Origin of the sequence: Mesorhizobium sp. M0437 (genome assembly GCF_040321335.1) — a bacterium.
Lineage (GTDB): Bacteria > Pseudomonadota > Alphaproteobacteria > Rhizobiales > Rhizobiaceae > Mesorhizobium.
In genome coordinates this window covers 1-13,852 of sequence record NZ_JAMYRK010000003.1, presented here as the reverse complement: position 1 = coordinate 13,852, position 13,852 = coordinate 1, and the positions used below count along the sequence as shown (strand labels likewise).

Annotated in this window: 20 protein-coding genes; 5 read left to right on the top strand and 15 right to left on the bottom strand. The window is 63.3% G+C overall.

Annotated features, from left to right (window positions below; genetic code table 11):
- Nucleotide 1: 1 nt before the first annotated feature.
- The 5 genes from NKI72_RS02660 to NKI72_RS02640 form a co-directional block, all read right to left on the bottom strand.
- A complete protein-coding gene (locus tag NKI72_RS02660) occupies nt 2–784 on the bottom strand; it encodes an SDR family NAD(P)-dependent oxidoreductase (RefSeq protein ID WP_352451506.1) in 783 nt (260 codons plus the stop codon).
- A gap of 99 nt (nt 785–883) precedes the next feature.
- Nucleotides 884–1,798 (bottom strand): PfkB family carbohydrate kinase, encoded by a 915-nt coding sequence (locus tag NKI72_RS02655; RefSeq protein ID WP_352502151.1) that lies wholly within the window; start codon nt 1,796–1,798, stop codon nt 884–886.
- Nucleotides 1,795–2,994: a mannonate dehydratase gene (gene uxuA, locus NKI72_RS02650; protein ID WP_352849886.1), complete on the bottom strand. Its 1,200-nt coding sequence runs from the start codon at nt 2,992–2,994 to the stop codon at nt 1,795–1,797. Before uxuA ends, NKI72_RS02655 begins: the two co-directional genes overlap by 4 nt.
- A gap of 153 nt (nt 2,995–3,147) precedes the next feature.
- Complete coding sequence (locus NKI72_RS02645) at nt 3,148–3,807, bottom strand: ThuA domain-containing protein (RefSeq protein ID WP_352502149.1); 660 nt, start codon at nt 3,805–3,807, stop codon at nt 3,148–3,150.
- 11 nt (nt 3,808–3,818) lie between these two features.
- Nucleotides 3,819–4,916 (bottom strand): Gfo/Idh/MocA family protein, encoded by a 1,098-nt coding sequence (locus NKI72_RS02640; protein ID WP_352768230.1) that lies wholly within the window; start codon nt 4,914–4,916, stop codon nt 3,819–3,821.
- Nucleotides 4,917–5,181: 265 nt separating this feature from the next.
- Here NKI72_RS02640 and NKI72_RS02635 point away from each other — a divergent pair, with 265 nt between their 5' ends.
- On the top strand, nt 5,182–6,090 hold the full coding sequence (locus tag NKI72_RS02635; RefSeq protein ID WP_352502147.1) for a dihydrodipicolinate synthase family protein: 909 nt from the start codon (nt 5,182–5,184) through the stop codon (nt 6,088–6,090).
- Here the strand turns inward: NKI72_RS02635 and NKI72_RS02630 are convergent, their stop codons facing one another.
- The 6 genes from NKI72_RS02630 to NKI72_RS02605 all read right to left on the bottom strand — a co-directional run bounded on the left by NKI72_RS02630 (nt 6,091) and on the right by NKI72_RS02605 (nt 8,568).
- Nucleotides 6,091–6,489, bottom strand: coding sequence for a DUF1801 domain-containing protein (locus NKI72_RS02630; protein ID WP_352502219.1), 399 nt, complete (start codon nt 6,487–6,489; stop codon nt 6,091–6,093).
- Between the two features lie 91 nt (nt 6,490–6,580).
- The gene (locus NKI72_RS02625; protein WP_352473439.1) at nt 6,581–7,051 is read right to left on the bottom strand and encodes a DUF1801 domain-containing protein; all 471 of its coding nucleotides are present in this window, start codon (nt 7,049–7,051) and stop codon (nt 6,581–6,583) included.
- A 4-nt stretch (nt 7,052–7,055) separates the two neighbouring features.
- Nucleotides 7,056–7,286, bottom strand: coding sequence for a hypothetical protein (locus NKI72_RS02620; protein ID WP_352473441.1), 231 nt, complete (start codon nt 7,284–7,286; stop codon nt 7,056–7,058).
- A gap of 87 nt (nt 7,287–7,373) precedes the next feature.
- Entirely contained in the window at nt 7,374–7,766 is a 393-nt protein-coding gene (locus NKI72_RS02615) for a VOC family protein (RefSeq protein ID WP_352502145.1), read from the bottom strand.
- A gap of 71 nt (nt 7,767–7,837) precedes the next feature.
- Nucleotides 7,838–8,248: an SRPBCC family protein gene (locus tag NKI72_RS02610; RefSeq protein WP_352502144.1), complete on the bottom strand. Its 411-nt coding sequence runs from the start codon at nt 8,246–8,248 to the stop codon at nt 7,838–7,840.
- Nucleotides 8,245–8,568: an ArsR/SmtB family transcription factor gene (locus NKI72_RS02605; RefSeq protein ID WP_023716560.1), complete on the bottom strand. Its 324-nt coding sequence runs from the start codon at nt 8,566–8,568 to the stop codon at nt 8,245–8,247. The genes NKI72_RS02610 and NKI72_RS02605 overlap by 4 nt, the downstream gene beginning before the upstream one ends.
- A 194-nt stretch (nt 8,569–8,762) precedes the next feature.
- Here NKI72_RS02605 and NKI72_RS02600 point away from each other — a divergent pair, with 194 nt between their 5' ends.
- The 4 genes from NKI72_RS02600 (at nt 8,763) to NKI72_RS02585 (ending at nt 10,165) form a co-directional block, all read left to right on the top strand.
- Nucleotides 8,763–9,005 carry a type II toxin-antitoxin system Phd/YefM family antitoxin gene (locus NKI72_RS02600; RefSeq protein ID WP_352849885.1) on the top strand — a complete coding sequence of 81 codons (243 nt, stop codon included), beginning with the start codon at nt 8,763–8,765 and terminating at the stop codon, nt 9,003–9,005.
- The gene (locus NKI72_RS02595; RefSeq protein ID WP_352849884.1) at nt 9,002–9,430 is read left to right on the top strand and encodes a type II toxin-antitoxin system VapC family toxin; all 429 of its coding nucleotides are present in this window, start codon (nt 9,002–9,004) and stop codon (nt 9,428–9,430) included. Before NKI72_RS02600 ends, NKI72_RS02595 begins: the two co-directional genes overlap by 4 nt.
- Before the next feature lie 107 nt (nt 9,431–9,537).
- Nucleotides 9,538–9,768: an AbrB/MazE/SpoVT family DNA-binding domain-containing protein gene (locus NKI72_RS02590; protein WP_023676182.1), complete on the top strand. Its 231-nt coding sequence runs from the start codon at nt 9,538–9,540 to the stop codon at nt 9,766–9,768.
- Nucleotides 9,758–10,165, top strand: a complete 408-nt coding sequence (locus NKI72_RS02585; RefSeq protein WP_352502141.1) for a PIN domain-containing protein — start codon at nt 9,758–9,760, stop codon at nt 10,163–10,165. Before NKI72_RS02590 ends, NKI72_RS02585 begins: the two co-directional genes overlap by 11 nt.
- Nucleotides 10,166–10,252: 87 nt before the next feature.
- On the opposite strand, the gene NKI72_RS02580 is transcribed toward NKI72_RS02585, so the two are convergent.
- From NKI72_RS02580 to NKI72_RS02565, 4 genes are all read right to left on the bottom strand, one after another.
- On the bottom strand, nt 10,253–11,509 hold the full coding sequence (locus NKI72_RS02580) for an RNA polymerase sigma factor (protein ID WP_352849882.1): 1,257 nt from the start codon (nt 11,507–11,509) through the stop codon (nt 10,253–10,255).
- Between the two features lie 86 nt (nt 11,510–11,595).
- Nucleotides 11,596–11,997, bottom strand: coding sequence for a YciI family protein (locus NKI72_RS02575; RefSeq protein ID WP_051406115.1), 402 nt, complete (start codon nt 11,995–11,997; stop codon nt 11,596–11,598).
- Between the two features lie 204 nt (nt 11,998–12,201).
- A complete protein-coding gene (locus NKI72_RS02570) occupies nt 12,202–12,984 on the bottom strand; it encodes an ABC transporter ATP-binding protein (RefSeq protein WP_352451005.1) in 783 nt (260 codons plus the stop codon).
- A gap of 10 nt (nt 12,985–12,994) precedes the next feature.
- Entirely contained in the window at nt 12,995–13,735 is a 741-nt protein-coding gene (locus NKI72_RS02565; protein ID WP_352457396.1) for an ABC transporter permease, read from the bottom strand.
- Between the last annotated feature and the right edge of the window lie 117 nt (nt 13,736–13,852).

Here is a 13,852-nt window from a genome sequence, read left to right as displayed (position 1 = left end):
GTTATTCCTTGCGCGGAGAACCGCCGATGCGCGCCAGCAGGCCGCCATCGACGCGTACGACCTCGCCGGTGACGAAGGAGGCATCGTCGGACAGCAGGAAGGCGACGACTGCGGCAATCTCTTGCGGCTGGGCGGTACGGCCGAGCGGATGCATGTTGTCGAGGATGCGCAGGATCTCGTCGGGCTTATCGTTGAGCTTAACCGCATCCCGCAGCATCGGCGTGTCGACCGCGCCCGGAGCCACGGCATTGACGCGCACGCCGAGCGGCGCATAGTCGACCGCCATCGATTTGACCAGGCCGATCAGGCCGTGCTTGGCCGTGCTGTAGGCCAGAACCCCTTCCTGGCTGGCCAGACCCTGCACCGAGCTCATATGGACGATGGCGCCGCGGCTTTGCCGCAGCAGCGGCATCGCCGCGCGGGAGAGCAGGTAGGCAGCCTTGAGGTTGACGTTCATCACCTCGTCCCAAAGCGCCTCGTCCGTGGTCTCCACCGTTCCGTAACGCTGAATGCCGGCATTGTGGGAAAGCATGTCGAGCCCGCCGAACGCGGACCGGGCAAGCTCGACGGCGCGGCCACAGGCTTCAGTGTCGGCGGTCGAGCCAAGCACGGTGTGCACGGTCACGCCGCGCGCCGAAAGCTGCGCCGCGACGTCATCCAGCTGATCGCCCGCCCGGTCGAACAGAATCAGGTCGACGCCTTGCCCGGCCAGTCTTTCGGCGACAGCACGGCCGATGCCCATGGCCGCTCCCGTGACCAGTGCGCGTTTTTTGAACTCAGCCATTTATTCTCCCTCGAACAGTTGCGCAGTGACTACCATGGTAGTCGATCGGCGCCACTTGACGTGCCTTTCTTTGCCGAACCGGCCCAAGCGTGTTCGGCGTCATGTCGATCCTTGCATGAAAGCCAGCGTTTCCGCGCGCGTCGGTGCGCCGAGCCGTCCGCCAAAGCGCAGGCACTTTAGCGCGGCGGCGGCGCTGGCCACTGCTATCGCCCGCTCTTCGTCCCAACCTTCGGCCAGGCCGAGAGCGAAGGTGCCGTGAAACACGTCGCCCGCCGCCAGGGTGTCGACGGCTTCGACCCGCGGCGACGGCAGATGACGGACGTCATTGCTGCCCGAGTAGCGGAACACGGTGCCGTTCGCGCCATCGGTGACCGCCACGAAGGCGCCGGTCCGTTCGCCGAGAATGGCGACGGCGGAACCGGCGGAAACCTCTGGACCGCAAAGGATGCGTGCCGCCGGCAGCGAAGCAACGACATGCGAGGCGAGCGGCAGTAGCCGGTCGAGCACCGGTCGCGACGCGACATCGGCGTCAAGGATCGCCGGGATGCCGCACTCGCGAGCCTTCGCCAGCGCCAGGGCCGCGGCTCCGGGCCAGCGGACATCAACCAGCACGGCGTCGAAGCGGGAAAAATCCGCGGGCGGAAGAAGGTCAGGATCGGCTTGCGTGACGGCATCGTAGAAGGGCACAATCATACGCTCGCCGGCGGCATCGACCAGGATCGTGGCAATGGCCGAGCGGCCACCTTCAACCCTGCGCACCAACGAACAGTCGACCCGCTCCGCCTCCATCTGGCCGATGACATCGCGGCCGACAGCATCGTCGCCGACGCTTGCCCATAGCCAGACCTGCCCGCCCTGGCGGCTGGCTGACGCGGCGGCGGTTGCCGCCATACCGGCCGCGATCTGCACGGCCTCGCTTGGCAGGAACTTGCCGGCGCCGGAGGGCAGTACATCGAGGCGCAAGATCGTGTCGTAGGTGAGCGCGCCCACGCAGAGCAGGCGGGGCGCTGTCATTGCAGCCGGTAGCCGCGCTGATGGGCAATCGCGGTCATCACGCCTCTCAATTCGGCAAGGCCGCGAAGACGGCCGATTACGGGGTAGCCGGGATGGGTGTGCCGCGCAGCGTCATCGATCAGCTCGTGGCCATGATCCGGGCGAAACGGCAGCAGCGCCGTCGGTTCGCCGGCGTCGCGGCGGCGTTGCTGCTCGTCGAGCAAGATCGAAACCACCGACACCATGTCGAGATCGCCGCGCAGATGCTCGGATTCCATGAACGAACCGTCCGGGTCCTTGCTGACGTTGCGCAGATGCACGAAGTTTATCTTGTGCGCAAAGCGCTTGGCGATGGCGGGCACGTCATTGGCCGGGTTGGCGCCCAGAGACCCCGTGCACAAGGTGAGGCCGCTATGGGCCGACGGCACGGCGTCCAGGATAAGCGCGATGTCGTCGGCGTTCTTGACGATCCGGCACAGGCCGACGAGATCGCGCGGCGGATCGTCCGGGTGGATCGCCAACGTGACGCCCGCCTCTTCGGCCGCCGGCAGCACGTTTTCGAGAAAACGGACGAGATTCTCGCGCAGCCGGTCGTGCGACAGGCCCGACTGCTCGGCCACCACTTCGCGCAATTCTGCTATGTCGTAGCGCTTGAAGGCGCCCGGCAGGCCGGCCATGATGTTGGCGAGGAGACGTTCTTTTGACGTATCCGGCGTCGTCTCGAACCATTCGCTCGCCCGCTGGAGAACATCGGACGCATAGTCGCGCTCCGATCCCTTGCGCTGCAGCATGTAGCAATCGAACGCGGCAAGCTCGTGCATGTTCATGCGGAGCGCCCGTCCGCCGCCCGGCAGGGGCGCAGCCAGGTCGGTCCGGGTCCAGTCGAGGATCAGCATGAAGTTGTAGCGGACCGTGCGCACACCGCAGGCGCCGAGATTGCGTAAGGTCTGCCTGAAATTGTCGTAGAGCCGGTCGAGATCGCCGCGGCCGAGCTTGATGTCCTCGTGCACGGGCACGCTCTCGACGACGCTCCATTTCAGGCCCATCGCCGGATCCGCCTCGATAAGCGCCTGGCGCTGCCTGATGGCGTCGATCGGCCAGACTTCGCCGCAAGGGATGTCGTGCAGTGCCGTCACGATGCCGGTCGCGCCGGCCTGCCTGGCATGAGCAAGCGTTGCCGCGTCGCTCGGGCCAAACCATCGCCACGTCTGCTCCATTCGACCTCCAGCTGCGGAATTTCTCGATGAGAACCGCTGATATATTGGATACTACCATGGCAGGCAATTGCTTGCCGCAGCCGGTCCTGTGTCCGCGTTCGGGCGGCCGCCCTATGAGAGATTACAACGGTACGTGGCGTTCAGATTGAACGGCTATGCAAGGTCCGAGTTTCGGCTGGCCCAAATCGCGCCGCGTTCGAACATCGTGCGCATTTGCGGCACGGCGAACTCGTCGGCGGTGTGGCCGAGCGCGCTGTAGAAGACGCGGCCCTTGCCGTAGCGGCGCTTCCAGACGACCGGCATGACGACGCCGGCGATGAAATCGAGATGCTCGCCGGTGAAAGTAGTCGTCGCCAGCACCTCGTTGGTCGGATCGACATGCATGTAATACTGCTCTGAACGGTAGGCGAAGCCGTCGATGCCCTGCATGACCGGATCGTCTGGACTGGTGATATCGACGTGATAGTCGATGATGTTGCCGGGATGGGCGACCCACTGGCCGCCGGTCATGAACTGGTATTCCGGCTCATTTCGGAAGCTGTCGCACATCGTGCCGTGAAAGCCCGCAAGGCCGGTGCCGGCCCCGACGGCGCTGGTCAGGTTTTGCAGCTCCGGCTTTTCGATCGTCGACATCGTGATCACCGGGACGATGAGATCGAGCTTGCTCAGCTGCGGATCGGCAAGCGCCGAAGTCCCCTGCTCCAGCTGCACGTCGAAGCCGTTGCCGGCCAGCATCTCCTTGACGATTTCGGCGCTTCGAGCCGGGGTGTGACCTTCCCAGCCGCCCCAGAAAATCAGTGCCGTCTTGCTCATCGCATTGTTCCCTATTCCAGAATTCCGAAAGGCAGATCGGCGCGCATCGGCGCCGGCCGGGCGCAGCCATATCTGAGATCGATACGCTGCCCTACGTCTGCTGAAGAGATGATCGATTCCATGATTTCCAGGACATGGAGGGAAAGGTCGAGACTGGCGCGGTGTTGCCTGCCCGAGACGATCGCCTGCGCCATGTCGGCAAGGCCGAGGCCCCGGTAATTGCCGTCGCCATAGGAATGGATCTGATCGGCCACCGTCCAGTCGCCCTTGCGCTGGCTGGTCCTGATGTCGCCCTGGAACTGGTTGGGATCGGAGACGATCATCGAGCCCGTCGTTCCGTAAAGTTCGATGTGATTGTGTTCATGCTTCCAGACGTCGAAGCTGGTGGTGATCGAGACCGCGGCGCCATTCTCGAATGCGAGCAGGCCGGAAATATGGGTCGGCACCTCGACCCGGATGGTCTCGCCCTGGCGCGGTCCAGAACCGATGGTGCGGGTGGCGTAGGATGACTTCGCCTGCCCGGTCACGGATTTTACCGGACCCAGGAGATTGACCAGGCAGGTCAGGTAGTACGGTCCCATGTCGAGCATCGGCCCGCCGCCGGGCTGATAGTAGAAATCCGGATTGGGATGCCAGAGCTCGTGGCCGGGCACCTGCATGAAGGCAGAGCCGGCGACAATGGTCCCGACCGTATCCTTATCGACCAGCCGCCGCGCCGTTTGGTGGGAGCCGCCAAGAAAGGTGTCGGGTGCACAGCCGACGCGCACGCCCTTTTCGCGCGCGGCCGCGACCAGCCGCTCGGCGTCGCTGAGCGTCGTTGCCAGCGGCTTCTCGGAATAGACGTGCTTGCGTTGCCCGACAGCCTGCAGGCCGACCGGCACATGATGCTGCGGCGTCGTCAGGTTGAGCACGATCTCGACGCGCGGATCGGCCAACAGCGCGTCGACCGGCATGGCAGCCAGGCCGTAGGTCGCTGCCTTGGCCTCGGCCGCCGTCCGGTTGACGTCGGCGACGCCGACAATGTCGAGCACCGGGAATTGTGGCGATGCCTTCAGATAGGCATCCGAAATGTTGCCGCAGCCGATAATGCCGACGCCGATGCTGCGCATGGGCTTCTCCTCAAAAGGCGGCATTGATGAAACAGCAGAACTCGTTTGTCACCCCCCTTTCGGCCGGACGAGGTTGTCCCGTGACAAGGATATACCTCGAGAGCCTCAGAACCGCCGCCCGATCACAATCGCGCGCCTATGCGCGAGCCGCTTGATTTCGAGGTCGAACGGCCGGTACTCAGCAACACTGCTTCATGTAGCTTGCTCGACATTTCTGATGCCGGCTTTGAGCACAGAACAGATTTTCACCCGTAGAAGGACGCACATGATCCGCCCACAAGGAACCATCGCACCGATCCTGACGCCGTTCGAAAACGACGGCCGCATTGCCCGCGACCTCTGGATATCACACGCCAAGTGGGTGCTGGATCAGGGAGCGCATTTCCTGTCGCCGTTCGGCACCACGGGCGAGGCGTTGTCCGTCTCGTTGCGCGAGCGCATGCAAGCGCTGGAGTGGCTGGTCGAGGCCGGCATTTCGCCAAGCCATCTGATGCCCGGCACCGGTGTCACGGCACTTGCCGAGACCGTCGAGCTGACGGCGCATGCCGTCGGGCTCGGCTGTGCCGGGGTGATGGTGCTGCCGTCGTTCTTCTATACGGCCGCCGGCGACAACGGACAGGCCCGCTACTATGGCGAGCTGATCGAACGGGTGGCGAACCCGGCGATGAGGATGATCCTCTACCACATCCCGCAGAATTCCGGCGTACCGGTGAGCCCGGCGCTGACCGCCCGCTTGAGCCAAGCGTTTCCGGATGTCGTGGTGGCTTACAAGGACAGCGCCGGCGATTGGAACAACACCGTGGCGGTCATTGCGGCAGCTCCAGGGGTCGCGGTGTTCCCGAGCTCGGAAGCACAGCTGACGAAAGGCCTCGCCAACGGTGCTGCGGGGTGCATCTCGGCGACGGTCAATCTGAATGCCGCAGCGATCCGGGCCCTCTACGACGCAGCGCTGGCGGGAGAGGACATTACTGACGCGGATGCCGCCATCAACGCGTTCCGCAAAATCATCCAGGACGCCGGCCTCATCTCCGCGATGAAGGCAGTGCTGGCGGTACGGTCCGGCGACAGACGCTGGCTGAACCTGCGCGCGCCCCATGAGAACGCGACGCAAGCCACCGGCGAAGCTTTGCTCGCCGCTCTCGGCCCGCTAGCCGACCATATCGGCCGGAGCTGACTATCGGGCCGTGTTCAGGGCGGCAGCGGCGCGTATCAGCGCCTTGAACGCATTCTCATCTATGTCTTCGCCCTCACGGATATCGATGGCGCGCCTGGTGTTGCCTTCGAGGCTGGAGTTGAACAGGCCTGAAGGATCCTGCAGGGCGGCGCCCTTTGCGAAGGTCACCTTCACGACGTTCTTGTAGGTCTCGCCGGTGCAGATTATTCCGGCGTGCGACCACACCGGAACGCCTCGCCACTTCCACTCCTCGACGACTTCCGGGTCAGCCTGCTTGACGAGAGCGCGGACATGGGAAAGCGTCTTGCCTCGCCAATCGCCCAGCTCACTGATCCTCGCATCTATCAGCTGAGAGGGAGAGCTCTCTGCATTTCCTTCCATAGAGCCACTCTTCATCATCATTGTCGCTTTCCCTAGGGTTGTTGCCGCTCGCCCGTCACATGAATACCGCTAGTCGGCACCGGGTTTGCGGGAATGACTCGCATTCCACTCACATTCGCTCGCCAGGCAACTGGCTGGCTTGCTTTACCCAGCCGGTGAGTTGAGCTTCGTCGAGCTGGTCGTCCTCGCGGATGTCGAGGTAGCGCACGTCCTTGTGCTTGGACTCGCCTGGAGGGACAGGATGCAGCGACGTGCCGCGGAAGAAAGCCAGCTTGATGTACTTTGTGAAGCAATGGAAGTTGAGGAACCAGCCTTGACCCTCTACGCCATAGAAGGGCGAGTTCCATTTGACGGCCTTGCGCAGGTTGGGAACGTTGCGCTCGATGAGTGCGTCGAGGCGGCGGCCGACGTCGCGTTTCCAGCCCGGCATGGCCGCGATGTAGGCCTGCACGGGAGCGTCACCATCACCCTTCGGGATCTGCGGGTTGCCGCCTGCGAGGAGGACCGGCTTGGCGGCTGCAGGCTTGGCGGCGGGCTTCTTCGCGACCGCCGCTGACTTGATGGACGTCTTGTCGGCCATGCGTTCACTCCAATGCGCCGGTGCCCCCTGCGTTGCGCCACTTGGGAGCGTAAGGCAGCACGAACATGTACAGCCCGGTAAGCAGGAGCAAGCCGAGTGGAAACAGCGGCAAGAGGTATACCCAGTAGGCGGGTTCCTTGCCTACTCCCAGGCTGATGAAGATGGCGGCGACGACCGTCGCAAAGATAATCGATAGCCAGCGGTGGATCTGCCGAACCCATTTGTTCCAATCCATTGAGACCTCCTCTGAAGACGAACCGAAGCGGATCGGGCAGCCCGTTTGGCGACTCCCGCCGGGCAGCCACGCCACTGAACGCATGCTTTACCAGCGCGCCAGTTGGGTGATTTGAACGAGATTGCCGCAGTTGTCGTTCAGCTGGGCGATGGTCGAGCCGGTCACTTCGGTCGGCGGCATCGTGAACTCGGCGCCGCGCGCTTTGATGCGCTCGTAGTCGCCCTTGACGTTATCGGTGAAGAACATGACCGCGGGCTGGCCCTGCTGGAAAATGGCTTGCTGGTAGGTCTTTGCAGCGGGGTTGTCATTGAGCGCGAGTTGCAGCTCGGCACTGTCCGGCTCGTCGGGTGATGCGACGGTCAGCCAGCGAAACGGCCCATTGCTGAAATCGGCCTTCTTGGTAAAGCCGAGCGTTTCGGTGTAAAAGCCCAGTGCCTTTTCCTGGTCGTCCACGTATACTTTGGCCAACTTGATCTTCATTGGCTTGCCTCCATTATCGCCTCGTGATGTCGCTCTGTAACAGAGCCCTTGCCTGGATAGCCCAGCGGATCTCAGTCCGTCCGCGCCAGAACCTGCTCCAGATCGTCAAAGAACCTCGGCCAGCCGATTTTGGCACCCCGGAAGTAAGGCTGCTGATCCGGCCGGAAGCCCGACTGTTCCATGCGCAAGCGGGCTCCGGTGCTCGTGGGGGTGAGGGTCCAGGAGACGACACTCTTGAGATCCTTGGTATCCCACGTGTAAGTCAGTGTTCTGTTCGGCTCGACCGTCTGCACCTGACATTCGACAACGCCCCAGTCTGCGTGAAGATTGAAACGGTGGTCCGCGACAGGTTTGAAGTCATTTTTCATGAGCCACTCCTCGATCAAGTGTGGTTGCGTGAGCGCGCGCCAGATCTTCTCGGGCGGATAAGCGATTTCCCGTTCGACAACGACGGAGAGCGTTTCGGTCGACGTTCGGTTCACTGGTCCATCCTTTTGAGCAGGTCTTCGAGGTCGTCGAACCGGCTCTGCCAGAACCCGGTCATCTGGCTTGTCCAGTCGATCAGGGGGGCAAGCGCAGCAAGCTGCGCGCTATAATGGGTCTGTCGCCCTGCATGGCGGTCGCGCACGAGCCCGGCCTGCCTCAAAACGCCGAGATGTTTTGACACGGCCGGTTGCGAAATTCCGGCCTGAGCCGTCAGAGCCCCGACCGTCTGCTCTCCTTCGCGACACAGCCGCTCAAAAATAGCGCGCCGAGTCGGATCGGCAAGCGTTCTGAAGAGTACATCGTGAGCGTTTGGCATTGGGATCGATAACTCTTCGGCTATTGATCGATGTATAACCGCCGGGATATGTGTGAGTCAAGCGGGAAGCGGCATAATTCTCGTTGCAGGTCACCTGCTTCGCTCACGCAGCCAGTTGCTTATTCCCCGTGCTCTGCACTGGAATTGTCACGCGTTATGCGCTACATGACCATCTACATGGTCAGGAGCGTGACATGGATGCAGTCAATCTGGCGGACGCCAAGGCACATCTGAGTGAGCTCGTCGACCGGGTTGAAGCTGGAGACTCGATCGACATAACCCGGCGTGGCAAGCCGGTCGCCAGGCTCACGGCCGTGGCCCGCCCTCGCAAACGGATCGACGCCGTCCTGCTCCAATCCCTGACCGCAACCATGTCTCTGCAGGCTCAGGCTGCCCCCGATCTGGTGCGATCGATGCGAGATGGCGATCGCTATTGACGTCCTATCTCGATACTTCGCTGATCATCGCGGCGCTATCCAACGAAGCCGTGACCGCGCGCGTTCAGGGCTGGCTGGCGGAGCAGGACCCTGCGCAACTTGTGATCAGCGACTGGACCATCACCGAGATGTCCTCCGCCATGGCGGTCAAGCTTCGGACCGGACAGATCGACCTGGATCAACGCGCGGCAGCGCTCGCGATGTTCAATAAGCTTGTCGCTGAGAGCTTCACCGTGCTGCCGGTGACGGGCGGGCATTTTCGGGTCGCCGCGAAATTCGCCGATCAGCATATCCTCGGGCTTCGTGCTGGCGACGCCCTGCACCTCGCGACGGCATCGGAGCATGGCGCCACGGTGTGGACCCTCGACCAGCGGCTCGCCGAGGCAGGACCGATTGTCGGCGTGCCGACGCAGTTGATGGCATGATCGAGGCCCTCTCCTCCAAAATGAACACACCTATTGGCTGCAATTCTTGACCTTCACGACTTGTGGATATACATTGCTTCCAGCGTATATCTAAGCGAGGAAGTGGCATGCAGGTCGCCAAATGGGGAAACAGTCTTGCGGTCCGCCTTCCCGCCGCTGTGGTCGAAGCGCTTGAACTCAGGGAAGGCGATGAGATCGAAATCCATGTCGCTGACGCCCGCCAGCTTGGCGTCGCGCGGAAGCCCGGGCGTGAGGAGTTGCTGAAGCGTCTCCGCGCCTTCCGCGGTCGGCTTCCCGCTGACTTCAAATTCGATCGGGACGAGGCAAATGCCCGCTAGTTTTTTCGATACCAATGTCCTTCTTTATATCGCGTCAGACGACACGGCGAAGGCGGATCGGGCCGAGGCGGTCATCGCCGATGGCGGGGCGATCAGCGTGCAGGTTCTCAATGAACTCACCAATGTCGCGCGTCGGAAGATGCAAATGTCATGGGACGACACGCATGCGCTGCTGACCACGCTGCGCGGCCTGTTGACGGTTCATCCGCTCACGCACGAGACCCACGAAACAGGATTGAGGCTCGCCGAGCGGTACGGCCTTTCCACCTATGAAGCGATGATCGCCTCCGCGGCGGTTCACGCTGGCTGCGATACACTCTGGTCAGAGGACATGCAGCACGGAATGGCGCTCGACGAAGGCTTGCGCATCGTTAATCCCTTTCGCGTTGCGAGCTGATCACGCTCATTGAAGGGGGCTGGCCGGGAGCGAACTGGCGGCTTTCGATGTTGCCGAGCGGCGCGTCGGGCACGGAGAGCGATGCTGTCAACCACAAGCGTCTGCGCGGGCGAGGAGAAAGGCCGCTTCGCGCACGTTGCGGGTGAGCTTGGCCGCAGCCTCGAATTCGGCGCGGGCCTCGGCCAGCCGGCCGGCCCGAAACAGAAAATCGCCTCTCGCCGCCGGCAATGGCGCATAATTGCGCAAGGCGGCGGCGTCGGCAATCTCGTCTACCAGCCGCAGGCCCGCTTCGGGCCCGAAGGCCATGCTGTGGGCGACCGCTCGATTGAGATCGACCACCGGCGAGGGCATCACTGCACGCAGCCGGTCGTAGAGCGCTGCGATGCGGGGCCAGTCGGTGTCGGCCGGACTGCGCGCCCGCGCGTGACAGGCTGCAAGCGCGGCCTGCAACACATAGGGGCCATCGCCCCCAAGGGCTTCGGTACGGGCCAGCGCGTCAAGGCCTCGGCGGATCAGCAGCTGGTCCCAGCGCGCGCGGTTTTGCTCGGTCAGGGTCAAGAGGGCGCCGTCCGGCCCGATGCGTGCCGGCAGGCGCGATGCCTGGATTTCCATCAGAGCCAGCAGGCCGAACACCTCGGCATCCTCGGCCATCAACCCCGCCAGCATGCGGCCGAGCCGTTGTGCCTCCAGGCACAGGCTCGGCCGGACAAGGTCGTCGCCTGCCGTGGCGGCATAGCCTTCATTGAAGATGAGATAGATGACCTCCAGCACCGAGGACAGACGCGCCGCACGCTCGGCGCCGCGCGGCACCTCGAAGCTGAGCCTGGCCTTTCCGATCGTCCGCTTTGCGCGGACGATGCGCTGGGCGATCGTCACCTCGCTCGACAGGAAAGCACGGGCGATCTCGTCCGTCGTCAGGCCGCCGATGACACGCAGCGTGAGGGCCGCGCGGGCGTCGGCCGAAAGTATGGGGTGGCAGGCTGTGAAGATGAGGCCCAGCAGTTCGTCGCCAAGATCGTTGTTCATGGCCATTTCGTTTCCCTCGGCCGTATCGTCGCACTCGCCGTCCAGCTCCCGCGCGATCTCCTCATGCTTGCGCTCGCGCATCTTGTCGCGACGGATCGCATCGATGGCGCGGTGTTTGGCGACTGTCATCAGCCAAGCGCCAGGATTGGCCGGAACGCCGGTCATGGACCATTCGGATAGGGCTATGACGAGGGCGTCCTGCACCAGTTCCTCTGCAAGATCGACATTGCGCACGAGGCGGGCCAGGCCCGCGATGAGCCGGGCCCGTTCAATGCGAAAAATCGCCTCGATCGCCTGCTGCGTCTCGCCTGCCGTCATGCTGCCTTATCGGCCAAAGCCATAACGAAGGCAAAGCAGGTTGCGGCCGACAGGTTCAGTTGCCGCTGAGCTTCTCGCGCGTCCGGTCATGGATTTCCGTGACCTCCGGCGTCAGATTCCCATTGCCAATCAGCCATCTCGTACAGCGGCCGGATTTCAATCTCGCTCGGTCCCGGCATGGGATTGGGGCAGCGCTTCACCCAGGCGACCGCCTCGTCCATGTCCTTGACTTCCCAGAGCCAAAAGCCGGCGACCAGTTCGCGGGTCTCGGCGAAAGGCCCGTCGATGACCGTCCGGCGGGGGCCATCGAAGGCAACGCGCTTGCCCTGCGAGGAGGGCTTGAGGCCATCGGCGTCGAGCAAGATGCCGGCATTGCGCAGCTCGTCGTTAAACCTGCCCATCGCCTCCATCGCCTCCTTCGCCTCGGGCGTGGGGACAAAGCCCTTTTCGCTGTCCTCGGTAGCCTTCACGAGCACCATCACACGCATCGTCTGTCTCCTTGTTGAGCCGGACTCACCGGCCCGGCATCGAAACGACGAACGGAGTTTAGGAAATCGACATTGTCCTGCAAATTTTTTTCGAGGTTGAGGAGAAGCCGCCGATCGCGGCTCCCCTGGTCAGGAATCGCGATGGCGCGATATCGAGATTGGGCGCAACGCTGGTCGCCGATTGTAAGTAATTGAGTGGCCCGCCTAAACCATTTCGGGACGTTTTGAGGCCTCGCGGATCGCCTTGTGCACGCTGCGCTGCAAATCCATGAAGGCCGGGGTTTCCATGACCTCTTCCCGGCGCGGGCGCTCGATGTCGACATTGAAGGTCTGCATGATGCGTCCTGGGCCGATCCCCATCACGACGATGCGGTCCGACAGGTAGACGGCTTCTTCCACATCATGGGTGACGAAGAGCACGGTGAGCCTGTGCTCCTCCCAGATCTGCGTCAGGAGTTCCTGCATCTGATGCCTGGTCAAGGCATCGAGCGCGCCAAAGGGCTCGTCCATCAGAAGCATTTTGGGTCGATAGGAAAGAGCACGCGCTATGGCCACCCGTTGCTTCATGCCGCCCGAAAGCTCAGACGGATAACGATTGGCGCTGTGAGGGAGCTTGACCAGATCGAGATGCTCGCGTGCTATCCTGCGGCAGGTCGCGCGATCATGACCCGCGGCCTTGAGGGCGAACTCGATGTTCTGCTGCGCCGTCAGCCAGGGAAGCAGGGTGTAGGACTGGAAGACGACGCCGCGGTCGAGGCCCGGCTGCAGGATCGGCGCGCCATCGATGGCAAGATCTCCCGCGTCGAAATCCTGCAGTCCGGCAACGATCGACAGCAGCGTGCTCTTGCCGCAACCCGACGTGCCCACCAGCGAGACGAACTCGTTGTCGGCAAGATCGAGATTGATATCGCGCAGCACTTCCGTGCGCCGCGCGCCCGTGCCGAAGCTCTTGTGGAGACCCTCGATCCGCAATTTGGGCAAACTCATCGGCCCGGCCTCATTGCACGTGGCCCTCCTGCCGGAACAGCACTTTTCCCAGTGCCTTCATGACCTGGTCGGTGATGAGGCCAAGCACGCCCAGCAGCAAGATGTAGCCGATGATGGTGTTGGTCTGGAAATAACGCTGGGACACGGTGATGCGGTAGCCGAGCCCTGATGTCGCCGCGACAAGTTCCGCCAACACCAGCCAGGTCCATGCCCAGCCGAGACTGATGCGCAACGTATCCCAGATGCCTGGCAAGGCGCTGGGAACCACGATGCGCGTCAGGATCCTGCGATCCGGCAGGCCGAGCGTCCTGCCAAGGCCGATGAAATCAGCGGGAACCCGCTTCACATTGTCCATGATCATCAGCACCTGCTGGAAGAAGGTGCCGATGAAGATGATCAGGAACTTCTGGGCATCGCCGGTCCCCGACCACAGGATGGAGAGGGGCACGAAAGCGACCACCGGCATGTAGCGGATGAAATCCACAAGCGGCTCGATCGCCGCTTCCCAAGTCCTGAAGCTGCCGATCAGCACGCCAATCGGAATCGCCAATGCCGAGGCGATGAGGAAGCCAACAGAAATACGGTATATTGAGGTCCTGAGATCCAGCCACAGCGTGCCGTCACCCGAGAGCTTGCCGAGCTGGGTCACCACGCTCCCCGGCGAGGGCAGGAAAATCGGCTTTACCAGCCCCAACCCCGTTGCCGCCCACCAGGCGAGGCCGAGGCCGGCAAAAACCGCCACTGCTATCATCAGGAAGCGCGAGCGTGCGATGGGCGCGGCGCGGGCGGCGGGGGGGGGGCGGGGCGGGGGGGGGGTGGTGTCGGGGCCCCGCGCGGCGGGGGGGCGGGGGGGGGGGGGGGGGGGCGG